Genomic DNA, 24,769 nt, shown 5'->3' on the forward strand with positions numbered 1-24,769 from the left:
AATGGATCTAGGATCATATATATATTTATTATTCTCAGAATATGGAATATTTACAATAGTAGCTCCTTTCTTATTAATATTTTCATTATTATATGGACTATTAAGGAAAACAGGCCTATTTGGTAAAGACAATCCAAATAAGGAGAGATTATATGCAATAATATCTATAGCCTTATCTTTTTATTATTTATATAATTTAGGCGCAGTAATATTTACTCAAGACTTTATATCATTCTTCTTCTTTGAATTCTTAGTATTGTTCTTTATATTGATGATTATTGGTTTACTAGCCTCAATATCACAAGGTTTTCAACCTAAAGAGGAAGAAAAAGGATTATATAATAAATACAAAAACTCTGCATATAATTCTTTGGTTGGTATACTAGGACTATTGGTATTATTTGCATTTATGTATGCATCATCATTCTCATTTACATCATTCGGTGCAGGAGCATCAAATATACTGTACTCCATATTTTCATTCTTAATAAATACAGGACTATTACCATTAATAATTATATTTGGAGTTTTATTTGGAATAATTGGTTGGTTAGTAAGGACTCCAAATAAAAGTCCCAATAAGAGAAAGATTAATCCAAAATTATTATTGATATCTGCTGGTGAAGCTCCTTATCAATTTTTTGATGAAGTATCAAAAAAATAAAATAAAAATTTTAATTATATATTAATTTTATGGTAAAGTTTATAACTGGAGATCATGAAATAAAAAATATTGTAGGAGATATATACAGAGGAGAAGATATCATAATAACAGATAAAAAAGGAAAATATCTAGGTATATTATCAAATGAGAAAGCATTAAGATATTTAAATAAACCAAATACAAAAATAGATAAATTAATTATAAAAATAAAACCAATAGACGGGGATATTACATATATAATAGAGAAGATGATAGGATCAAATACAAGATTGATACCAGTAAAAAAAGGTGATAAAATAGAAATTATGAACATTTTTGATTTATTAAATAATATATATAATGATAAAAACACATTAAGGAATATAAAAATAGAAGATATAAAAAATAATGCTTATACAATATATGAGAATGACAATATAAATAAAGCAATAAACATAATGAAAGAAAATGGTATTTCTAGATTAATAGTTATAAATAATGAAAATAAACCTGTAGGTATTCTAACCATATCTGATATATTAAGAAAATTGTTAATACAAAATAATGAAGAAATAAGGGTACCTAAAGATGAAGACTTCGATATAAAGATAAAATCCATAATAAAAAATAACCTAATATTTGCAAGCAAAAAAGATAGTATAGAAAATATTATAGAATTATTAGTAAAAAATAAAATATTTTCAGTACCTATATTGGATGAAAAAAATAATTTATATGGTATAGTAACAGCAAAAGATATATTAATAGCATACTTACAAAATAAAAAAGAAAAAAAATATAATATAGTAATAAGTGGTATAGATTTGGATGAAATAGATCAAAAATATATAAAAAATGAATATGAAAGGTTTAATAAAAAATACAGTAATATACTAGGAAATATAAAAATAATAATACATGTAAAAAAGATTAATGAAAATATAAAAGATAAAAAAATATTCTATAGTATAAAAGCAAGATTAATTTCTGATAAGTTAAGATTTTATGTACAAAATAATGGATATGATTTCTATTCAACAATAAATGATATATTTCATATATTATCAAATGAAGCAGAAAAATATAAACATAAAGATGAAAGAGAATATCTACTGCAAAGAATGTTTAAGGATGATATAATAAGATATATATAAAATGATATTATTACCCGGAGATAAGTTAAATAATAAAAATATATATAGTTATGATATAAATGATGAGTTTTTTTCTAAATATATATTATTATCAAATGATAATATAAAGTATAATAAAATATTTGGATATTATATACCAAAAATAGGAGATGTAGTTATATCAAAAGTAATAGATGTGTTAAGCAATGGATGGTTGCTAGATATAAATTCTCCATACCTAGGATTCCTACAATTAAAAAATGTTGTACAAAAGGATATAGACCATAATAAAATATATACATATGGAGATTATATATTAACAGAAATTACAAAGATAACTAAAAACATGATGATTAATTTAAACTTAAAAAATAGGAAAAAACTAAATAATGGATTAATTATAAGTATAGATCCGATAAAATTACCAAGACTAATAGGTAAAAACTCTTCAATGATAAATATGATAAAGGAAAAATTAAATATAAAAATTATAACCGGAAAAAATGGTAGATTATACTTATCGGGTGATTATGCAAACATAATAAAAGCTTATAATGTAATTAAATTTATTATGAAAAATTCATATAAAAAAGGCCTAACAGAAAAGATAAATGAAATTATATAATGTCAAGGTTTGACGGAAGAAAAGAAGATGAATTAAGAAATATATATATAGAATTAAATCCGATAGAAAATGCAAAAGGTTCTGCAATATTTGCTTTTGGAGAAACAAGAGTATTGGCTGCCGTGTATGGTCCTAGAGGGTCTAAAATGTCAAAAGATTATGATAGAGCATTTTTAAGAGTAAAATATAATATGATTACATTTTCTGTACCTGAAAGAAAAAAACCAACTCCAGGTAGAAGAGAAATAGAAGTATCTGAAGTTATTAAAAGAGCAATAGAACCTGCATTATTATTAGAAGAATTACCAGGAAGCATAATAGATGTATATATAGAAGTATTAAATGCAAATGCTGGTACTAGAACTGCGAGTATTAATGCAGTATCATTAGCTTTATCTTTAGCAGGTATACCAATGAGAGATTTGGTTAGTTCAGTTGCTGTAGGAAAGGTTGGACAAAAAATATTAGTTGATCTAAATAAAGATGAAGAAGACTATAATTCGGAAAAATTAAAGGATATAGAAGAAAAAAGGAAATTTATAGAATTTTATGGAGAAGGAAGAGCTACAGATATACCAATAGCATATTTACCATACAAAAATGAAATTTCGTTAATCCAATTAGATGGTGAAATAAATAATAATGAATTAAAAGATGCAATAAATCTAGGAATTAAGTCTTGCAAAAATATAAAAAACCTCATGAAAGACAAGATATTAGAATACTTTTCCGATACCAACATAAGGTAATAAATTTATAAATTATAAAATATTTTATTGATTTATGGATAATAAAAAAATAATATTATCTTTATCTTCTATAATAGGATCAAAGTTTATTTTTTCTCAAGGATCTAATAATATATATACTAGTGTAATTAGCACTAGTTCAATATATAATGCTGCACAAGAAGCAGCAGGCGGTATCGCATATACTTTAGCAAATTTATTTCCACCAATTTATATAACAGCTGCACAAGAAATGAATATATATTCTTCAAATCCTTATATAGGCGCAATAATTGCTGCATCTATGCTATTTCTATTATTTTTTACTATATATTTAGTTACATTAAAAATTATGTTCAGCAGAATATTAGATAACTTTGGAAAGGAATTGAGCAATGAAGGTATAATATCAAGGGGACCTTATGTAATAGCGGCAATATTTTCATTTTTCAGTATATATCTTATAGGTCCCATATTACTAACATTGTTCGTAGAAATAGGAATTATTGACATGATCTTTGTTATATTAATTATAGCTGTAATAGCAATACTTGGATTTAAAATATTGTATCATGGTGGCTTAAAGGATGCGGGGGCATCTATAAAAAGTATAGGAAGTAAATTAAAAAGTATAAATAAAATACCAGAGAAATTTTATAATTATAATGATAAAAGGACTGTTATCAATTTAGGAAAAAAAATAGATCTAAAATCCTTAGATCTAGATATACAAAGGCTTATAGTATCTGTATTAAATGAGATAATTAAAAATCTTGAAGATTTAAGTAAAGAAATGTCAAAAGTAGAAAAACAAGAAATTATTAAAAAAAATTTATCTGGGATAAAACCAGAAATTATTAAAAGAGATTTATCTGGGATAAAACAAGGAACTGGAAAAGAAAAAGCTAATATTATAAAACAAATACGTGATAAATCGATGCCAAAAAGAAACACTCAAGAAATTATTGGACAATATTATAACAGATTAAAAGAATATATAAGGCAGTTATCCCAGGTAAAACAAGGCATTGAAAAAGAAAATGCCGATAATATAAAAGCAATGTATAATAAATTAGTATCATTAGGATATTTCAATACATTAGGTATATTAAAAAATATGAAAAATGAATTAAGATCATATAATAATATAATTAATAAGATAGATGAAATAATAAATAATATAGAAAAGCTCAAAGAAGAACTTAACAAAAATTTAAATATAAATGATCTTAAAAGTGGATATGAAAAAATTAGCAAGATAAAGAATAGAAGAGATCTCCAAGGACAAAATAATGATAAAATAATTGCTAAAATAAGCGCTTTATCTGAAAAAATAGGAGAACTAGCTAAGATTAAGAGTCAATTAGAAAATATAATAGGTCAATAAATAATATATTTTAATTTCTTTTAATGATTAAAAATAATATAAAAAAAGAAATAGAAAATAATATTGAAAAATATAAAAAAGATATTGAAAAATTATATAAAGGAAATATTATTATAAAAGGAGGAATAGAAAATCTACCAGATAGAGCACAAATATTAAAGAAATTAATAAAAAATGGATCTAAAAATGGTCCTAATACTATCTATGAAGCAATAGAAAAGAAAAAAGAAAAGATTATAGAGGTTGTAAAAATATTAAAAGAAATAAAAAAGGAAAAAGACGATATTAAACCCGATTATAAACCATACTATATTAAATATTTTAAAGAAAATATAGAACCTATAATTACTGATATATTAAGCTCAATAGACGAATACAATAAAATTATGTCAAATAATATTACGGTTTTTCAAAAAACTGGAATACTAGACCATGTATATAAAGATTCTAACCTTAAAATAAAAGGTGAGAAAATAAACAATCAAAATATATATAAGATACCACAATTTTTTCAAAAACAACTAGAGGATATAATTAAATTAAGAAATGAATTAATTCAAATATTTAACGAGATAAAATCTACAAGAGGCTATATATGATTATTCAAAAATAAATTTTTTTATTGCTAAGCTTTCGGCATAATCATCTGGATCTGAAGTTAATATATATCCAATAGATACTTCATGTAATCTATGACCCGCTCTACCAACTCTTTGTAAAAATCTGGATACCTGCCTAGGAGAATTATATTGTACTATTGCATCTACAGATCCTATATCTATACCCATCTCTAAAGAGGATGTAGCTATAATAGCTTTTAATTTTCCTTCTTTAAATAATCTTTCATTTCTCTCTCTAACTTCTCTTGATAAGGAACTATGATGTATTTCTATAGGATATTTTGGTATCCATACTTTAAATCTAGATACTAACATCTCTGCAGCCTCTCTAGTATTAACAAATATTATCACAGATTTATGATTATCTATTATTTCTTTCATTTTCCTTAATGTCCATGCAATTTTTGGATTCCAATTATACCTTCTTGCTAATTCATAATCTTCTTCTTCAATATTTGGATATAGTACATCTATTTTATATTTTTTCTCTGCATACCAATATGATATATCATAATTTCTATATCCAAATAAAAATTTTGCAGCTTCTTCTAGATCTCCTATTGTTGCAGATAACCCTATTCTTTGAAATTCGCCTGAATAATTTACTAGTCTTTCTAATCCTAATGATAATTGTACTCCTCTCTTTTCATTTAATAATTCATGTAATTCATCTACTATAACAAATTTTACTGTTTTCAATTGTTCTCTTAATCTTTTACCCATAAATAATATTTGAAATGTTTCTGGAGTTGTAATTAAAAAATTTGGAGGTTTTCTTGCCAATTTATTCCTATCTTTATTTTCTGTATCACCATGTCTTAAAGCTACAGTTATATTAAGATTATCACCCCACCATTTTATTCTATCTAGTAGATCTCTATTTAATGCTCTTAATGGAGTAATATATATTCCATATAATTTATCATAAGGATCTTTATCTTTTAAATCTAAAATCTTAGAAAATATAGGTAATATTGAGGCTTCACTTTTTCCACTTCCAGTAGGTGCAACAACTAATACATTTTTATTCTCTAATATCTTTGGAATAGCTAATTTTTGTATAGAATTAAAATCTGGAAATCTTTTATAGAATAAATCTAATATTTCTTTCCTTAATTTTATATCATTATTCATTATTTTATATATTTGATTAAGAATATAATTCTTTCTCTTCTATTAATATACCATCAAGAGTATAAACTTCGTACCTTTCTATACTATCCGCTAATGGTGTTTGAAAAGATCCTGTATCATATACTCCAGTTAAATCAGAGAAAGTAGGAAGAAATATTATATTATAATCTTTTTTATAAGCAAAAACAAAAACTTTTTCATATATTACTTCACCTATTGAGGTTCTAATACTTTTTGCAAAGTGGTGATGTCCCAATACATAATATTTTCCTTTTAATTTTGGTTTTAAATGACCATGTGTAAAAACAATATTTTTATATCTTAATTCCTTAATTACTTTCACATTATTTATATCTGGAATTAGTTCTTCCAAATCTCCATCATGATTTCCTTTAACTAGATATATTTTTTTAAATAGATAAGATAACTCATTTACAAAGTCAGGTATTTCTGATATTTCCTGTAAAGAAGTTTTTGGAATATTATGCTTAAAATCTCCATCAATTATCAAATATTTTGGTTTATATCTATCATATATTTTCTTTATTTTACTAAATATATATTTCGATTGGGATGGTATATATATTCCATTTAAAGATAATTCTTTTTCTATACCTAAATGTAAATCCGATATACATAAAATCTTCTTATAAAAAATTAATCCTTCTGTATTCGTAAATTCAAGCATTAATTATTATTGATCTTATCTGATTTATATCTACAGCGTTTTTTATTTTATTCTTTAGTTCCTCATATTTACTTCTATCTTCCAACAATAATACAATATCGCCAATTGCCTGACCTGGTAATCCTTTTCTAAATCTGGCCCTTACATGACCTTTATTACCATGTATATCGACAATTTTACCTAGAAATATTTTTTTACCAGAACTTACCCAAATAATTCTCTTACCAATTAAATTCTTTGCTTTATATTTATCATTAATATCCTCAAATCTTACAATTATATGATTTTGATATATTCTATGTCTTCCCATTCTATAATTTATAATTATACCCTTCATCTTAATAATAATTACAAAAATATTAAAAAATTATTTGGTTATAGAGTATAACTTAAATATTTTATTAAAAACATCTATAACCTTATTATCTATATGTTCTATACCACTATTATTAATCTCATTCAATATTTGGGATCTATAATTTATATCATTTATGCTGCCCGTCTTTTCACCATTATAATTGTATATTTCTGTTACACCTTCGGATACTAAATATATCTTATCTTTTGTTATATATAGATCATATGACTTGTTTAAATTATTATCTATTAGAGTATACTTGTACTTTATAATTAATTCTTCTTTCTTATTTTCTATTATATCCCTCAATAATCGTGTATAATATATTATTTGTTCCTTGAATTTTTCCATTTCTATCAAATCAAATTTTTTATCCTTGAATTTATTTATATTATCTTCTAGAGATTTTATATTATTATATTCTACAGATATATTATTATTTACATAATCCATAAATGGTTGATTATATAATAATTTAAATTCCTCCTTCAATTTTTCATATTCTGCAATATAATTATCTATTAATTTCTTTTCATTATCTTTATCTATTATATTCTTTAAATTCTTCATCTGAGATACAAACTTTTCTGCTATATTAAATACATTTATTAGATCTTCATATTTATATTCAGAGATTAATCCATGTTCGAAATCCTTCCTCATCTTCCATACAAGTTCTAAATCATCTATATATTTTTTCTCTAGTAAGTTTTTTTCTACAAATATCTTTCTCAGATATTCCGGAGTTTCTTTCGGATCTGGAGGTAATATACCATAATCCATTATAACAGATTGTGCAGCAGTAACCATGGAAACAGCTAGATCTTCAATTATAAGATTATTTATAGTATTTTTTAATTTATTTCTTGCTTCATTAATCGAATTTTCGGCCAAAGTTATATATTTATCAGAAGATTCCCTAGATGGCTTTATTATCCCTTTTGATAATAATTGTTTCCATGCTATAAACATACCCCTATCATATAATGCAATACCATCCCTTAAAAATGTAATAATTACAGGATTTGATTCTGATAGTGCTAGCCAATATTCAGTTAATGTATATACTTGTGGATGTAATACCTTTTTTGATCCTGTCAATAATCTTGATTCTACTGCCTTTTCTGTAATTGTTGTAATTAATTTCGCCTTTAATTCCTCAAAGGTATGTTGCTTTACATCTGTATCATCAATTACGACATATACATCAATATCTGAAGATTCTACACTTCTTCCCTTTACTTGCGACCCTGCCAATACATAAGCTACAACATATTTTTGTAATAAATATAATATCAACCTCTTATGAACTGCGGTTAATTTTACTATTTCTAAAAATCCTTTGTCATACAATACATCTCCTAAAGATAATAGATCTAATAATTCAAACTTTGAATCCATTGATATATTTTTTATATCATCTATTAACAGTATATGCAACCAAATATCTAATTTATTGCTTTTTATCAAATCTAAATATTTGGCACTAAATTCTGCCTTTAATTTCAATTTTTCTTCAGGTTTTAGATCAAAATCTGACAATATAACAATCCAATGTTTATAAGATTCTATTTCCTTTTTGTATTTCTCTAATGATTCTTCATTAAATATAACTGTACTATAACTCATTAAATTTTTTAATAACTCAATTATATCTTCTTTCTTCTCCTTTATCTCCTCTATAGACAATATTCTATCCTTATATTCTCCATTCAATATACTTTCTTTTAAATCCATCCCATATATTTAAAAATTATACTTATATTCTTTTTTTAAACCAAATTTCATATCTTGAATAGTCCTTATCTTCCTTTTTATCTTCTTTCTTTTCTTCTTTTTTCTCTTCTTTATACAAATATTGTTGACTTAGACTAACCAACCCTTCCTTTACATACCTAGATAATAATTCTAGACCTTGTGGATCTTCTTTATATTTCTTTAAATAGAAATTTATATTATCTTCCTTATATCTAGGAATTATTTGTATAACAATATGCGTACTATTTGTCTTTGTATTCCCAGAAGATAATAATAAATTCATTCCATCATATTTTAAATTATTTTTCAATATAAATGAAATATATTTTGCTATAGTAAATAATTTTTGATTTATAATATCATTCAAATTTTCAAATTCCTCTAGGTGCATCTTTGGAAATACCAACACAGATCCTTTCGAAGGTGGATATATATCTAGTACTGCTATTATATCATTATCTTCATATAATGTATAAGAAGGCAATATTTTATTTGCAATCTTACAATATATACAATCGTCCATAAACTTAATAATATATATATTATTTATTAATTTATGAATATTATATTTTATGTATTCATAGCAATACTAATACCATTATTGTTATACGCTTTTGTAATATATCTTTCCGAAAATATACTATTAAAATATGTAGAAAAATATTCTAAATACTATTCTTCATGGCCAAAATATTATTTATTAGTATATACTGCTGGTATTGCCTCTGCTCTACAATCATTCTTACCAGGATTATTAGTGGATATACTAGGAAAAGCTAAACTAGCCTTTTATTTCCAATTATACAATGTAGCCTTAGATTATACAGTAACATTAGGAACATTTATACTGGCATTTAATTTTAATAAAGGGATAATAGATAAAAATTTACTAGTATATATAACAATATCATATATATTAGAATTAATATTTTTATCTACTAAGGTAATAACGTATTTTGATGGTATAATATTGTATTTATCATTTATAATAATGTCCATAATAATATTTTATAAGTACAGAACAAAAAAGGAGAAAATTGAATATAAAGAAGAGAATAGTTTATATAGTTATTTCAAAGCATTGGTTTATACATTAGAGATAGGACTTGCGGTATCTTTAATATATGTTGGAGGTAATGTATTAAATAATATATCAAATACTTTATCCAATCTTGGTTTTTCTATACCGCTAATCGGCTTTTTAATTGCTATAATATTATTTACATTACCCGATATAATATATGGACATTTGAGTTGGTTCAAAGAAAAGGACTTAAATACTAGTATAGCATCAATAACGGGAGAAGAGATAAGCGAATTTACAATCTTTACTGGAATATTAGCAATGATACACCCTATAGTATTTACAAACATCGATGTTATACCTATAATATCTACAATGTCTATTATGTACGTATCTATTCTAATTTTGTTCTTTTCTTCTTATAGAGGAAAGATACCAAGGTGGGTCGGCATTATATTAATAGTATTAGGACTTTTAATGGGTTTTGTAGATGGTATTGTAAATATATAATAATTTAAAAAGCTTACTTATATTCTTCATAATAAATGAAAAGAAGTTCAAGAAGATGGAAAAAATATTTAAGATCTAGATGGAAATGGCAAAGAAGGAGAATTAGAGAAGAAAAGAGGCTTAGAAAGGTTACTAGACTTAGGGCTTTATAAAGGTTGTGGAAATAAGCTTTTAAATATTAAGATAAAATCTTTCTAAATACCTATGTGGTGTAGTCCTATAGATCAATGATATAGGAAATCTGAACATAGGTATAAAAGATGTAGAGATAATCTGAAAAAGGGATAATTGTAGTGGAATTAGCGGTCATACTTCTTGGGTTAAAGCCCACGGTGGTGATCCACCGAACTCCCGTTGATCCTGCGGGGGATCAGCGCTATTCCTCTCCGACTAACCCATGGGAGGTTAGGATACCGGGTAAGGCATCCTGCCGTACGGCTGAATAACACGTCAGCAATCCTTCCTTAGAAAGGAGATAACCTCGGGAAACTGAGGATAATCTCCTATAGGAAATAGATTGTGGAACTCATCTATTTCCGAAAGGGTCCGGATATTCCCTCCGGACTTCGTCTAAGGGGGAGCTGGCGACCTATCAGGTTGTTGGCGGGGTAATGACCCGTCAAGCCTAGGACGGGTAGGGGCCGTGAGAGCGGAAGCCCCCAGATCGGCACTGAGACAAGGGCCGAGATCCTACGGGATGCACCAGGGGCGAAACCTCCGCAATGGGTAAAAGCCTGACGGGGGGAGAGGAAGTGTCTGGGTCCTACCCAGACTTTTAGAAAGTTTAGAAAGCTTTCTGAATAAGCAGTGGGCAAAAGGGGTGGCAGTCGCCACGGGAATACCCCTGCTGCGAGCGCTGGTCTCATTTACTGGGCCTAAAGGGGCCGTAGCCGGGTTAATGTGACTTCTGTGAAATCTGTGATTTAATATCACAGGCGTGCAGGAGTTACTATTAACCTAGAGGATAGGAGAAGCTGAGAGTATTCCTGGGGGAGTGGCGAAATGCAGCAATCCCAGGAAGACTACCCGAGGCGAAAGCGCTCAGCTATTCTACTCCTGACGGTGAGGGCCGAAAGCTAAGGTATCAAATGGGATTAGAGACCCCAGTAGTCTTAGCTATCAACTCTGTAGGCTATCTGCTGGATGGACCTTGAGTCCATTTAGCGGAAAAGGGAAGCCGTTAAGCCTACCGCCTGGGGAGTATGGCCGCAAGGCTGAAACTTAAAGGAATAGGCGGGGGGGCACACAAGGGGTGGGGTGTGCGGTTTAATGGGACTCTACACCGGAAACCTTACCGGGAGCGACAGCAAAATGAAGGTCAGGCTGAAGACCTTACCAGATACGCTGAGAGGAGGTGCATGGCTGCCGTCAGCTCGTGCCGTAAGGTATCCTGTTAAGTCAGGAAACGAGCGCGACCCATGTCTGCAGTTGCTATATAGGTAGTTTTACCTATAGGACACTGCAGAGACTGCCAGGGAAACCTGGAGGAAGGCGTGGGCGACGGCAAGTCCGCATGCCCCGAATCTCCCGGGCTACACGCGCGCAACAATGGGTAGGACATCGGGAACCAACTCCGAAAGGAGAAGGAAATCCCAAAACCTACTCTCAATCCAGACTGAGGGTTGCAACTCACCCTCACGACGATGGAATCCCTAGTAATCGGGGGTCACTATTCCCCCGGTGAATACGTCCCTGCCCCTTGCACTCACCGCCCGTCAAGCCAACCGAGTTACTTTCCGGTGAGGCTCATGAATAATGAGTCGAACCGAAAAGCAGCGAGGGGGGCTAAGTCGTCACAAGGTAGCCGTAGGGGAACCTGCGGCTGGATCTAGTTAAAATTCTACTACAATCCCTAAATTTCTTTCTTATAATATTTTTCTATGTTCGAAATAAAATCAAAAGATGGTGCTGGCAGGATTGGAATACTAAAATATAAAAATAAAAAATTAGAAACTCCATTAATATTACCAGTAATAAATCCAAAAAATATGATATTACCTATAGAAAAGATAAAAAAGTACAATATTAATGCTTTAATCACTAATGCATATATTTTATACAAAAATAAATATAATGACGATATACATAAAATATTAGATTTTGATGGGATAATAGAAACAGACTCAGGATCATATCAGATGCTTCATTATAAAAAAGAATTAAATATAAACAATATAGATATAATAAATTATCAATTAAAAATAAATTCTGATATAATTAATGTATTAGATATACCTACGGATATAGATAAAAATCATGAAGAAGCAGAAAATGAATTAAATATAACTATTGAAAGAATAAAAGAAGGAATAAATAATAAAAAAGATAAATTAATTAATGGAGCTATACAAGGAGGAATATATAAAGATTTAAGAAAAAAATCTGCTGAAATCGTATCAAAATTAGAAGTAGATATATTCGCAATAGGAACTATAGTACCATTTATGATAAATTATAAATTTGACAAGTTATTTGAACTAATTATTGAACCAAAAATTTATTTACCATTTAATAAACCTGTACATTTATTCGGTTTAGGACACACATTAACAATACCATTATCAGTATACATAGGCGCAGATATATTCGACTCTGCATCATATATATTATATGCTAAAGATAGGAGAATTATAACACCTTTCGGTACATTTAGATATAATGAATTAAAAAATTTCTATATAGAAACAAAAAATAATATTTATCATATTGAAGAATTAAAAGATTATAATGATAATGAATTAACAAGTATTTTAGCAGAACATAATTTATATATGCTAGTAAAAGAAATAGAAACATTAAAAGATGCTATAAAAAACCAATATTTAACTGATCTAGTAATAATAAAGGCTCATTCACATTTTTCAATATATAAGGCTACTAAATTCATTCTTGAAAAATATTATGATTATTTAAAATATTTAGAACCTATAAGAAAAAGATCTGGGATATTTTATGATGGAGACTTTAATGATTTAAGAGTAGATGTAAAAAGAGCAATGGAAAGATTAAAAGAAAGAGTAGATCCAAAAGATATAGAATATATATATGATTATGTTTATCCTTTTAATTCATTAAAAAATATAAAATGAATATATATGAGAAATATTTAAAATCTGAAATTAGAAAATCGAAAAAATTTAAGAAAAATAACACTATTAACATTATTTCTGTAAAATCAAATACCAAAAACTTTTCTATAGATATATTAAATAAATTAAATAATAAACATAATATAGGATATAAAATAATATTAAAAGAATATAATAATATTGAAGATATTATACTAGAAAAAGATAGTATAATTATATTACCAATAGAAGGTGTATTCTTATCATTTTTAATATATAATTACAATAAAGAAGAAAAATATAAATATCTGATTACAAAAAATAATGAATATATTTTTAATATTGGATATGATATATCTGAATATTATATATCGAAAATAAATAATTTAGAACCTGTATTTTTTACAGAAAAATATAAAAATATACTAAAATTTATATATGATACAGTATCTTTAAAAGAAAAATATGTATTCGGTATTAAAAATACTTTAGAATACCTATCAAGATATTATTTATAAAATTTATACATTAAATTATTATAATGTCTGAATTCATGCTAAGAGGATATAAAATTGATGAATTAAGAAATATGTCCATTAAAGAATTTGCTGAGAAAGTTGCAGATAGTAGAGTAAGAAGAACATTATTAAGAAGATTAAAATTGGGTTTTCCAGTAGAATGGGAGAACTTTTACAGAAAATGCTATTTACAAAAAGAAGGTAAATATAAGAAAACTGTTAGAACACACGCAAGAGAAATAATAATATTACCATTTATGCTAGGAACAAGAATAGGCGTACATAATGGAAAAGAATTTGTAGAATTAGAAATAAAAGAAAATATGATAGGAAGAAGAGTGGGAGAATTCGTATTTACAACAAAGAAAGTTCAACATTCCAATCCAGGTATTGGTGCTTCTAAATCTTCTAGATTTATGAAAGCTAAAAAGTAAAATTACCTTTTTAGGCTTTTTATTGTATATTTATTGAAAAATATCTTATATAATTTTAGTCTATATGGCAATGTATTTAAGAAAGGTATCCATGGTAGTAATGCTAATAATATGAAGAATCCTAATCCTGCTATACCTGTATATAATGTATGCCACCATGGTATATGATCTCCTATTATCTCTATTGCGTCTAAATAAAATAACCAATAGGAGCCTATTTGATATTCTTCCACATTAAATTTAATCATACCAAAATAATACTCATGTAACTTATACTCTGAACCTTCTATATTATGTATTAGAGACATATCTGCAAGTAATCTATCTGTATATGTATAATCTAGAGGAGAATTATAAGGAGACTCACTTAATAATATATCATCATATAATCCTGTTCTCCCCATCAAAACTAAAGATGCGATTACTTTTTCAAAATAATTATTGGAGTTTAAAGCAGAATAAATATTGCCATTGTCCTCAAAATATGTATATGCTGAATTTATTTGTTCTTCTTGCAATGTATAGTTTTCTGATTGGAATATAGATAAATAATTAGTTTCATTTAATGAATTTACAAGAATATTATAAGGATACTCTACATAAACATATCTAGTATTAATTTCATAAGGATTTGTAGATAAATTATAAGGATTATAATATCCTAGAGGAGAAAATTTTGAATATGTTGCAGTTCCAGATGTATAATTATATTCTTGAATTAAAGTAACTGCTAATAAATTTGGATAATTCTTTGCTGCATATTGTATATTTAATTGCTCTATTTGCGGATAATACCATAAAGGTCCTAGAATAACTCCAAGAGCGATTATTAATCCTCCTATTAAACCCGCTCTAATAAACAATTTCTTATGATCTGCTTTCACAATATTGTATTTAACATATTTTTTATCTATATTTGAAATTCCCCTCTTAGTTTCTAATAATATATGTATACCAATTAATAATGTTAATATAATAGGAACAACTGCAATATGCCAACCATACAAAGCACCGTAATTTTCAGGATTTATAAAATATAAATAAAAAGAGTTCCATAATCCAGCACCACTCTTATCATTATATTGAGCAACTATATTATAATTTAATCCTAATCCAAAGGCATATTGAATAGAAGCAACAAAAAATATTACCACACCTAAAACCCACATATCCTTTCTTCTTAAATGAGCTCCTGTAAAATACATTGTAATACCATGGATTATCATTAGAGTCATAAAAATTTCTGCAGCCCAGAAATGTATTTGAGATATTAATACACCCCACCATGTAAAATTCCACCAAAATGGACCAAATATAACCATTATTACACCAGTTATTATTAAAATAATTAATGCAACAACCATAAAGATTCCTGTTTGAAAGAAGAATGAATTTCCATATTCTGGCAAATTTTCTATATAAAAAGACTCAAATATTTCTTTTAAATCTTTTAAAGTCTGATTTTTATTTATAATATCTTTTACGAAATTCGATCTCATAAAAAATAGTATAAACAAAAATTTTATAAGATAAAAAGATTATTACACCGTTATATATTTATCAAAAAAGATCCTTTTGGAGTTATAGGAATTATTATATCAAATAATATTAATGTAGCTATTAAAAATATCAATATATACTTTGCTCCTGCTCTATAAGAATCATTATACATTTTTCCCATAGCCAAGCCAGCAAATATACCCTGTATTATAGATAAATTATACATTAAATTTGTTATATAATTTGTATTTATAGTACTCGTCTGACCCGGCAAACTTATTGATAAAAAAGGTAACAAAAATACTTGAAATGTAAATATTATACCTAAGAAAAACATGAATACTAGATATGAATCTATTATATTTTCGTGCATTTCTGCTCTTTTAGATTCTTTTATTTTTCTAACCTCTACTAAACTATTTATAACAGCTTCCAGGCCTTTTTCTAAATTTCCACCGCTTTTATATATATCTATTAAAGACTTTATTGTTCTTCTTATTGTTGAATTATTACTTTCTTCTCCAAACTCCATTAAAGAGTCTTCTATACTTATACCCCAATCTATTCTTGCTGATAGATTTTTTAATAATTCATTTATTACACCATAATCATTATTTTCTAATTGTTTCAAAGATAATGGCAATGATAATCCTGATTTTAACAAATCCATTAAATCTAATGAAAATCTAATGAATTGCTCCTCTTTTTGCATTTCTATCCTATTATTAATTTCTTGATATATTAGATATGGAAATATACCAAAAACTACGCCTGTAATTATGGCTTTGGATATATTAAAGTCCAATAAAAGACCAAACATTAATATTAATCCTATAATTAATATTATAGTAATTATCTCAAATCTCATTCTGAAGATATTTTACTAAATGCAACTATAAAGCCTATATTTATCAATGGTAGCCCTACATAAACCATTAGGTCTAATAATCCAGATATATTTGTGTTATATGTTTGCTGTATTATTGACATTAACATCACTCCAATAGATAGTATTATCATCGGTAATGTTAATACCATACCTACATATAAATCTGAAAAGGTCTTTGCAGCCTGCCCCTCTTTTTTCAATAGATTATTATATCTTATCATTTCCTGGGTAGAATATAACATTAGAAATTCTGATATTTTTCTCCCAGACCTTATTGTTAATATAAATTCTTCTAAAAAGTCTTTTAATTCTTTTGATGGTGTCTCTTCAGCAACAGACTTTAGTGCATCAGTCAGGCTTTCTCCAATATTTATCCTTTCTATTATCTTACCGATCTCCTTAGATAGATATCTATATTCTTCGGTTTCTGCTATCAATTTAAATATTTCTTTTGGTTCTATTCCTGCCTCTGCCAAAGAAGCCATATGTATAATTACAAATGGTAGATTTCTATCTATATCATGTTTTATACTATTTTTCCTATATTCTAAATAATAATATGGTATTATTGTTATTACAAATATGAAAAATAGCCCATAGAAGAAAAATATTATATTCTCAAGATATATTGTAATTAATAATAAAGATATAAATATTATGAATATTATGAATATAAAAAATGATACAAAAGCTTCTGGAGATATATTATAATATGTTTGACTCATATATGATTTTAATCTATAATATAATCTATGATTCCTATCCAATATATAACTTGATAGTTTTCCAAATATTTTAAATGATATATCAAATATCAATAATTTTAATTCATTGAAATAATCTACATTTTCTGTCTTTCTGTATATTTTCAGTTTTATCTTTTCTTTCTTTTCTTTTTTATTCTTTTTAAATAATACATCTTGGGCTTCAAAATATTTTTTGTCTAAGTATATACGGTTATTTTTGAATATTTTAGGAAAATATTGGTCTATTTTATTCTGGAAATTAGTGTATTGATTGTAATATTGCTCTATCTTCGTATTTTCATCTTCCGTTTTTTGTTCCATAGTTTTTAAAAAAGATATCATCTTATTAGCTTCATTTAAGTATTCTAATAAATTATATAATATCTTATATTTTCTATTATTCAATAATTTGATTTTTTCATTTATCTTATTATTTAATCTATTATATTCTTTTTGATCTAGGTATCCTTTATCATACATATGATAGAAATGCTTTTTCCATTTCTTGCTTTTCCTTATCTCTTTTATTATAATTTCAAGTCTATTTATCTCCCTTTTTATCTTTTCAATATAATTATCAAGTTCTACCAATATCTCTTTATTTATCATGATAAAATATTTTATATATTTAGAAATATATTAATTTTAAAATCATGGTTAATATGAGATTCGTAGATAATATTAAATTAGAACTCCCAAAGGATAAGATTCAAACAAATATAATATATCCAATTATAGAACCATTTTCTTATGCTCATATATATTTTGATCAAAATAAACTAGATATAATATATGAAATCATAGAGCCAAAATTATCAGAAAGTGAAAGATCAGTTTATGAAAATATAGTATATTATATAAAAAGATTATTATTCGTAAAGCTATCTGAAATAAATGATTTTAATCAAATAATGTCATATTTAGAAAGATTATATAAATTTGTACTAAACGATCTAGGTATAAAATTAAATCAAGAATCTTATGATAAAATATTTTATTATATTTATAGAGATCTATACGGATATAATAGTATAGAACCATTAATGAGGGATATATTTATAGAAGATATAGAATGTTCTGGCTCTAATTTACCAATATTTATAGCACATAGATATTTTGGAAATTTAAAAACAAATATAATATTATCAGATAAAGATGTAAGAGATATAATTGAAAAATTCGCTTTAAGATCTGGAAAACATATATCTTATGCAGAACCATTATTAGATGCTACTTTACCAGATGGTTCTAGAATCAATGCAACATATTCTCAAGATATCACTACAAATGGTCCAACATTTACTGTAAGAAAATTTAGAGAAAATCCATGGACACCAATAGAACTAATTAGACTTGGTACGATAAGTCCAGAAATTTTAGCATATCTATGGCTAGCTATAGAATATAAGAAAAATATGATTGTCATAGGTGGTACTGCATCTGGAAAAACTACAATGTTGAATGCAATATCTATGTTTATACCACCGCAGGCAAGAATAATTTCTATAGAAGATACAAGAGAAATAAGATTGTATCATGATAATTGGATTCCATCTATATCAAGATATTCTTCTGATAGAAATAAGGAAATAGATATGTATGATTTATTAAGGATGTCATTCAGACAAAGACCTGACTATGTAATTGTCGGAGAAGTAAGAGGAGAAGAAGCTTATGTAATGTTTCAGGGCATGGCATCCGGTCATGCTGCTTTATCTACAATGCATGCAGAAAGTTCTAGATCCTTAGTACAAAGGCTTATATCACCACCTATAAATTTATCTAAATCACTAATAGAGCTATTAAATATAGTGATTATAATGCAACACGATAATTTAAATGGAATAAATATTAGAAGAGTAAAAGAAATAGATGAAATAATAAAATATAATAGATTTAATAAAGCTTATATATGGAACCCATTTAAAAAAGAATATTTAGAAAATCCAAGAAAATATTTACTAAAGATAATTGAAAGAGACTATGGTATCGAATATGATAAATTATATAAAGAATATAAAAGAAGAATAAAGTTATTAAGAAGGCTATCAGAACTAAATATTTCAGATTTTCAAACATTTTCAAAAATAATACAAACTTATTATTATAATAAAGATTATATACTAAATTACTATAAAATAAAATAAAATTATTAGGGTTCGAGTAGATTATATAGCTTCACGGGATATTCAGATAGTCAGCTGAACTCCTTTACGGAGCTTACACTGCTATCTTAACGGATCTTCTATCCGAGCCCTTAATGGCTGTCTATTTTCAAGGAAGGCTTCACCCTTAGATGCTTTCAGGGCTTATCCTTCAGGGTGTGGCTACCGGGCCTGCCCTTTTCGGACAACCCGTAAACTAGAGACCCCGATCCACCGTTCCTTTCGTACTAGGTGGACCTTTCCCTCAGACAGCCGACACTTCCGACAGTTATAACCGAGCTGCCTCGCGGCGCTCTAAACCCATCTCACGATCTCCTTTAATGGGTGGGCACCCCCACCCTTGGCGGCTTCTGCACCACCAGGATGGAGAGAGACGACATCGATGTCGCAAACCGCGGGGTCAATAGGGGCTCTCGCCCGCGACGGCGCTGTTACCCCCGGAGTAGCTTTTTCGCCAGCCCATACCCCCACCAAAGGGAGTATGGGGTTCGCTAGGCCCAGGTTTCCCTCCTGTATCCCTTGATGGTCAGGATACAGCCAGGCTAGCTTTTGGCCTTGTCCTCTACAGCGGATTTCTAACCCGCTTGAGCTAACCATATGGACCCTGCCGATATCTTTTCGGCAAGGTGCCGCCCCAGCCAAACTGTCCACCTGCTGATGTTCCCTTTCGGGTCAGCCTTAAAAGATTTGGAGGTGGGTGTTTCATCGTCGCATCTTTCTTACCTAGCGGCAAGAATTCATAGCTCCCCACTACACTACACACCAAATCTTTCAAGGCAACAGCAAGCTACAGTTAAGCTTCACGGGGTCTTTTTTACCCATCGGAAGTCCCTGGCTTTCTCACCAGGATGGCTTTTCAGGAGGTACCAGCCCGGGACAGTGGCGGACTAGTTACGTCGTTCGCAAAGCCGGCAATTAACCGGCAAGGCATTACGCTACCTTAAGAGGGTCAGAGTTACCCCCGCCGTTTACCGGTCCTTAGCTCCCTTGAACGGGAGGTTCAGATACCGACACTGAGCAGACGTCACCCCCAGTACACATCCTTTCGGACTAGCTGGGAGCTATGTCTTTAATAAACAGTCCGCCCGCCCTTGTAACTGCGACCTGCAGTACTATGTACCGCAGGCATCCCTTATCCCAAAGTTACGGGACCATTTTGCCGAGTTCCCTGGACTGGTTTAACCTCACGGCCTTAGGCTGTTCACCCAGAGGACCAATACTGGATTGCGGTACGATCGTTCGGAATCGCATCTTTTTCCTTTTCATTGCTAGAAGGCCTCGGCAGAACCTTTCGGCCCGTCAGGATTTAAGCTGGTTCTCATCATGACGATACTCCCCAGCTTTATCTCCCTTAGTATGATAGGTAGATTTTACTCTACCCTCATATCTGCCTAGCCCTCTAGGTCGGAAAAAGAAGTTGCGTCACCGCATCTATCCGAACGGTAGAGGAATATTAACCTCTTTCCCTTTCTCCGAATCCCTCTCGGGAATCGGATTAGGATCGACTAACCCCAAGCTGATCTTCATAGCTTGGGAAACCTTTCCCCCTTCGGCCAATAGGATTCTCACCTATCTCATTCTTACTACCGCAGAGATCTTCATTCTCAACGGCTCCAGGTTTCCTTTCAGAAACCCTTCTAGGCCATTGAGACGCCCACCTACCTCACGCCGGACAATGTCCAGCGGACTAAGGTCTCGGCAGCCAACTTAGACCCGTCCGTTTGCGGAGCCTATCTCCTCGCCAGGTGAGTTGTTACACACTCCTTAGATGATAGCCACTATTGGGCCCACATCCCTGGTGTCTTAGGAAATAGACTCCTTCTAAATCTATTAGCTGGCATTTTGGGGCCTTAACCTTAGTCTCGGTTGTTCCCGTCTCGGAATTGCGGATTTCCCGCAATCCCCTGCTCCCAGATAAAGGACCTTACAGCTTCGGAGTTGGACTCTATATGGGAATCCCATATAAAATCCGTAGCTCTACACTGTAAGGATCCGATCTGAGGCCTGGCTAAGGTCAGTTTCGGTAGGGACCGGCCATAACAGGGCCCGATTGGCTTTTCACCTCTATTCCGAAGTCATAAGAGAGGTCATCCCCAGCTTTTCGGGCCTCCACGGTAATCCGCTTCACCCTGCTTCGGAATAGATCGCCCCGTTTCCGGTCATACCTGAGTGACTTTACTGCTCTTATGGAACAGCGCCCCTCGGAATCCTACGGGCTTTCGGTTTCCCTTCGGCTTCGGAATAACCTTAACCTCGCCACTCAGGTAAACTCCTCTGCAAATTCTTCAAAACTCACGGTAAAACAGGATAATATTGTACAATGTACAAATCCGTTACCGGATCTTCCATTGTACAATAAGTAACCTGCCTTACCAGACAATATCCACCCGGTCTCAGGGTCTTTTCACCCTCTATCAAGAGTTCTTTTCACATTTCGGTCGCCCTACTCTGCGCTATCGGACTCGGGGAGTATTTAGCATTAGGAGTTGGTAACTCCCATATTCCTGACGGAAATTCAACCGCCAGTACTCTGGAAGATAGAAATTTCCTAAATTATTACCCATACGGGGCTGTCACCCTCTGCGGCTCTGGACTTCCACCAAAATTCTAGGTAAATAATTTAGGAAAAGCTCTATCTCCCAACCCCACATCTCCTTTAGATTGCTCCAAAGGATTCAGTTTGTGCTATTCCCCTTTCGGTCGCCCCTACTAAGGGAATCACTTTTGTTTTCTTTTCCTACGGGTACTAGGATGCTTCCCTTCCCCGTGTTCCCCTCCCTTACGGGATGCAAAGCAGGATATCCCATTCGGGCACCCCAAGATCGATGATTGCATGCATCTCCCTTGGGATTTTGGTAGCTTGCTACCCCCTTCTTCGGCTCCCGAGCCCATGCATCCACCGAGTGGATTCTTGAAGCTATATAATCTACTCTCATTACCCTTCATTTAAGCATCAGGATCACCTCTTTATATTTAATAAAGAGGATCACGATACTTAATATATTAAGAGTATAATATTTAAAAATATATCTTAAAGCCACTTTAATAATGAATAACATGAATAAAGAAGAGAATTATTCGGAATGGTATAACAATATAGTAAGAGCTGCAGATATTATAGATGATAGATTCCCAATAAAGGGTATGCCCGTATATAAGCAATATGGTTATAGTATAATAAGATATATATTAAAGGAATTGGAGATCTTACTAGACAATAATGGTTTTTACCCATCCTGGTTCCCAAACCTCATACCATATGATATATTTAAGAAGGAGAGCGAGCATATTAAAGGATTTGAAAATGAGGTCTTTTATGTAACACCTGCAAAACCGGTTGAAGAAGAAAGAGATATAAAATATATTTTAAGACCAACTTCAGAAACTGAAATGTATTATATGTTTTCATTATGGATAAAATCATTTAGAGACTTACCTTTATTAACATATATGACGAATACTGTATACAGATACGAAACTAAAGCTACAAAACCATTAATAAGGGGCAGAGAACTATTATGGAACGAAGCACACACCGCCCATAGAGATCTAGATGATGCTATATTGATGATAAACAAATCTAAAGAGATATATTCTAATTTATTCTGGAATAGATTACATATACCACATTTTTGGGTAAAAAGGCCAGATTGGGATAAATTTGCAGGAGCAGACTTTACATATGCTGCGGAAACTATATTACCAGATGGTAGATTTTTACAAATAGGAACTACACATTTATTAGGCAGAAACTTTTCCCGAGCATATGATATAATCTTTGAAGATGAACATCCTTTTATTAAAATAGATAAAGATACACTTGAAGCATATGATCAGAAAAATAATAAATATTTGATTAATTTTGAAAAAAATCAGATTACAATTAAATATATAGAAAATAATGAAATAAAATTGGTGTATCAATTTCAAGAGCATAATAATGGTGATATAAATGAGGGAAATAAAGAATTAATGAAAGATATAGAAAATAAAATTAAATCTATATTTAATAATGTAGAATTAAAAAAACAGAAATATGTATGGCAAACTTCATTCGGATTATCTATGAGGACACTCGCAGCTTTAATATCTATACATGGAGATAATAAAGGACTTATACTTCCATTTGATATAGCCCCTATACAAATAATTATAATACCAGTATATTATTCTGATGAAGATAAAAATAAGGTAATAGATTATTCAATAAAAATATATAATTTATTGAGAGATAAATATAGAGTAAAGATAGATTTTGATGATTCTAAGAGTCCCGGATGGAAATTTAATAATTATGAGTTACTTGGAGTACCATTAAGAATAACAATAGGAAAGAGGGAAATAGAAGATGCAAGTATAACTATATCTATAAGAATGTATAATGAGAAATATTATGATTTTAAGGCCGATATCGATAATTTAGGAAATACAATAAAGAAAATAATCGAAATATATGAGAATAAGATAATTGAAAGGGCAAAAAACTACTTAAATAATAAAATATTCAAGACAAATAATGTAAAAGATATAGAAAATAATCTAAATGCTAATATTGTTTTTAAGGCTCCATTTTGCATGAAAGAAGACTGCGCGGAAAATGTTAAGAAAAACTATAGCCTAGATATTAGAGGAACAGACATAAACCCGGAAACCGCAGAAGGAAAATGCATATTTTGTAACAATGATGCAAGATATTATGTCTATATAGGAAAGAGTTATTAGGTAGCCGTAGGCCGCTTTTAGTATATATCTTTCTAAGCGGCAGACCTTGTGCCACTAGGCCATATTTCTCAAGGTATATATTACCAATCCTAGTTGATGAAGAATTGCTTCTTCATCTT

The 24,769-nt window shown here is 29.3% G+C and carries 20 protein-coding genes and 2 rRNA genes; 13 read left to right on the forward strand and 9 right to left on the reverse strand.

Features of this window, described 5'->3' with window-relative positions:
• Window position 1 precedes the first annotated feature (1 nt).
• Genes MJ2HA_RS03520 through MJ2HA_RS03545 form a run of 6 tightly spaced genes read left to right on the forward strand, consistent with a single transcriptional unit; the run spans window position 2 to window position 5,115 of the window.
• The gene (locus MJ2HA_RS03520) at window positions 2-664 is read left to right on the forward strand and encodes a hypothetical protein (RefSeq protein ID WP_258393166.1); all 663 of its coding nucleotides are present in this window, start codon (window positions 2-4) and stop codon (window positions 662-664) included.
• A gap of 29 nt (window positions 665-693) precedes the next feature.
• A complete protein-coding gene (locus MJ2HA_RS03525) occupies window positions 694-1,797 on the forward strand; it encodes a CBS domain-containing protein (RefSeq protein WP_258393167.1) in 1,104 nt (367 codons plus the stop codon).
• Window position 1,798: 1 nt separating this feature from the next.
• Complete coding sequence (locus tag MJ2HA_RS03530) at window positions 1,799-2,401, forward strand: hypothetical protein (protein WP_258393168.1); 603 nt, start codon at window positions 1,799-1,801, stop codon at window positions 2,399-2,401.
• Window positions 2,401-3,150, forward strand: a complete 750-nt coding sequence (locus MJ2HA_RS03535) for an exosome complex component (protein WP_258393169.1) — start codon at window positions 2,401-2,403, stop codon at window positions 3,148-3,150. The genes MJ2HA_RS03530 and MJ2HA_RS03535 overlap by 1 nt, the downstream gene beginning before the upstream one ends.
• A gap of 34 nt (window positions 3,151-3,184) precedes the next feature.
• The gene (locus MJ2HA_RS03540; protein WP_258393170.1) at window positions 3,185-4,516 is read left to right on the forward strand and encodes a hypothetical protein; all 1,332 of its coding nucleotides are present in this window, start codon (window positions 3,185-3,187) and stop codon (window positions 4,514-4,516) included.
• Window positions 4,517-4,539: 23 nt separating this feature from the next.
• Window positions 4,540-5,115, forward strand: a complete 576-nt coding sequence (locus MJ2HA_RS03545) for a hypothetical protein (RefSeq protein ID WP_258393171.1) — start codon at window positions 4,540-4,542, stop codon at window positions 5,113-5,115.
• Here the strand turns inward: MJ2HA_RS03545 and MJ2HA_RS03550 are convergent, their stop codons facing one another.
• From MJ2HA_RS03550 to MJ2HA_RS03570, 5 genes are read right to left on the reverse strand one after another with little or no spacing between them, the layout of a single operon-like run.
• Window positions 5,116-6,270 carry a DEAD/DEAH box helicase gene (locus MJ2HA_RS03550; RefSeq protein WP_258393172.1) on the reverse strand — a complete coding sequence of 385 codons (1,155 nt, stop codon included), beginning with the start codon at window positions 6,268-6,270 and terminating at the stop codon, window positions 5,116-5,118.
• A 16-nt stretch (window positions 6,271-6,286) separates the two neighbouring features.
• On the reverse strand, window positions 6,287-6,958 hold the full coding sequence (locus MJ2HA_RS03555) for a metallophosphoesterase (protein ID WP_258393173.1): 672 nt from the start codon (window positions 6,956-6,958) through the stop codon (window positions 6,287-6,289).
• Complete coding sequence (locus MJ2HA_RS03560) at window positions 6,951-7,295, reverse strand: 50S ribosomal protein L35ae (protein ID WP_258393174.1); 345 nt, start codon at window positions 7,293-7,295, stop codon at window positions 6,951-6,953. Before MJ2HA_RS03560 ends, MJ2HA_RS03555 begins: the two co-directional genes overlap by 8 nt.
• A 30-nt stretch (window positions 7,296-7,325) precedes the next feature.
• The gene (locus tag MJ2HA_RS03565; protein WP_258393175.1) at window positions 7,326-9,053 is read right to left on the reverse strand and encodes a nucleotidyltransferase domain-containing protein; all 1,728 of its coding nucleotides are present in this window, start codon (window positions 9,051-9,053) and stop codon (window positions 7,326-7,328) included.
• Between the two features lie 22 nt (window positions 9,054-9,075).
• On the reverse strand, window positions 9,076-9,597 hold the full coding sequence (locus MJ2HA_RS03570) for an HIT family protein (RefSeq protein ID WP_258393176.1): 522 nt from the start codon (window positions 9,595-9,597) through the stop codon (window positions 9,076-9,078).
• A 33-nt stretch (window positions 9,598-9,630) separates the two neighbouring features.
• Between MJ2HA_RS03570 and MJ2HA_RS03575 the strand changes: the two genes are divergently transcribed.
• The 5 genes from MJ2HA_RS03575 (at window position 9,631) to MJ2HA_RS03595 (ending at window position 14,628) form a co-directional block, all read left to right on the forward strand.
• A complete protein-coding gene (locus MJ2HA_RS03575; protein ID WP_258393177.1) occupies window positions 9,631-10,608 on the forward strand; it encodes a hypothetical protein in 978 nt (325 codons plus the stop codon).
• A 347-nt stretch (window positions 10,609-10,955) separates the two neighbouring features.
• Window positions 10,956-12,444 (forward strand): 16S ribosomal RNA (locus MJ2HA_RS03580).
• A 44-nt stretch (window positions 12,445-12,488) separates the two neighbouring features.
• Window positions 12,489-13,697 carry a tRNA guanosine(15) transglycosylase TgtA gene (gene tgtA, locus MJ2HA_RS03585; protein WP_258393178.1) on the forward strand — a complete coding sequence of 403 codons (1,209 nt, stop codon included), beginning with the start codon at window positions 12,489-12,491 and terminating at the stop codon, window positions 13,695-13,697.
• A complete protein-coding gene (locus tag MJ2HA_RS03590) occupies window positions 13,694-14,194 on the forward strand; it encodes a hypothetical protein (RefSeq protein WP_258393179.1) in 501 nt (166 codons plus the stop codon). Before tgtA ends, MJ2HA_RS03590 begins: the two co-directional genes overlap by 4 nt.
• Window positions 14,195-14,217: 23 nt before the next feature.
• The gene (locus tag MJ2HA_RS03595) at window positions 14,218-14,628 is read left to right on the forward strand and encodes a ribosomal protein S19 family protein (protein WP_258393180.1); all 411 of its coding nucleotides are present in this window, start codon (window positions 14,218-14,220) and stop codon (window positions 14,626-14,628) included.
• Between the two features lie 2 nt (window positions 14,629-14,630).
• Here the strand turns inward: MJ2HA_RS03595 and MJ2HA_RS03600 are convergent, their stop codons facing one another.
• From MJ2HA_RS03600 to MJ2HA_RS03610, 3 genes are read right to left on the reverse strand one after another with little or no spacing between them, the layout of a single operon-like run.
• A complete protein-coding gene (locus MJ2HA_RS03600; RefSeq protein ID WP_258393181.1) occupies window positions 14,631-16,127 on the reverse strand; it encodes a cytochrome b N-terminal domain-containing protein in 1,497 nt (498 codons plus the stop codon).
• Between the two features lie 50 nt (window positions 16,128-16,177).
• Window positions 16,178-16,996, reverse strand: coding sequence for a type II secretion system F family protein (locus tag MJ2HA_RS03605; protein WP_258393182.1), 819 nt, complete (start codon window positions 16,994-16,996; stop codon window positions 16,178-16,180).
• On the reverse strand, window positions 16,993-18,372 hold the full coding sequence (locus tag MJ2HA_RS03610) for a type II secretion system F family protein (RefSeq protein WP_258393183.1): 1,380 nt from the start codon (window positions 18,370-18,372) through the stop codon (window positions 16,993-16,995). Before MJ2HA_RS03610 ends, MJ2HA_RS03605 begins: the two co-directional genes overlap by 4 nt.
• Window positions 18,373-18,416: 44 nt before the next feature.
• Between MJ2HA_RS03610 and MJ2HA_RS03615 the strand changes: the two genes are divergently transcribed.
• On the forward strand, window positions 18,417-19,910 hold the full coding sequence (locus MJ2HA_RS03615; RefSeq protein ID WP_258393184.1) for a type II/IV secretion system ATPase subunit: 1,494 nt from the start codon (window positions 18,417-18,419) through the stop codon (window positions 19,908-19,910).
• Window positions 19,911-19,932: 22 nt separating this feature from the next.
• Here MJ2HA_RS03615 and MJ2HA_RS03620 read toward each other — a convergent pair.
• Window positions 19,933-22,852 (reverse strand): 23S ribosomal RNA (locus MJ2HA_RS03620).
• 124 nt (window positions 22,853-22,976) lie between these two features.
• Here MJ2HA_RS03620 and MJ2HA_RS03625 point away from each other — a divergent pair.
• Complete coding sequence (locus MJ2HA_RS03625; protein WP_258393185.1) at window positions 22,977-24,650, forward strand: aminoacyl--tRNA ligase-related protein; 1,674 nt, start codon at window positions 22,977-22,979, stop codon at window positions 24,648-24,650.
• The last annotated feature ends 119 nt before the right edge of the window (window positions 24,651-24,769 follow it).

It is taken from the genome of Nanobdella aerobiophila (genome assembly GCF_023169545.1).
GTDB lineage: Archaea > Nanobdellota > Nanobdellia > Nanobdellales > Nanobdellaceae > Nanobdella > Nanobdella aerobiophila.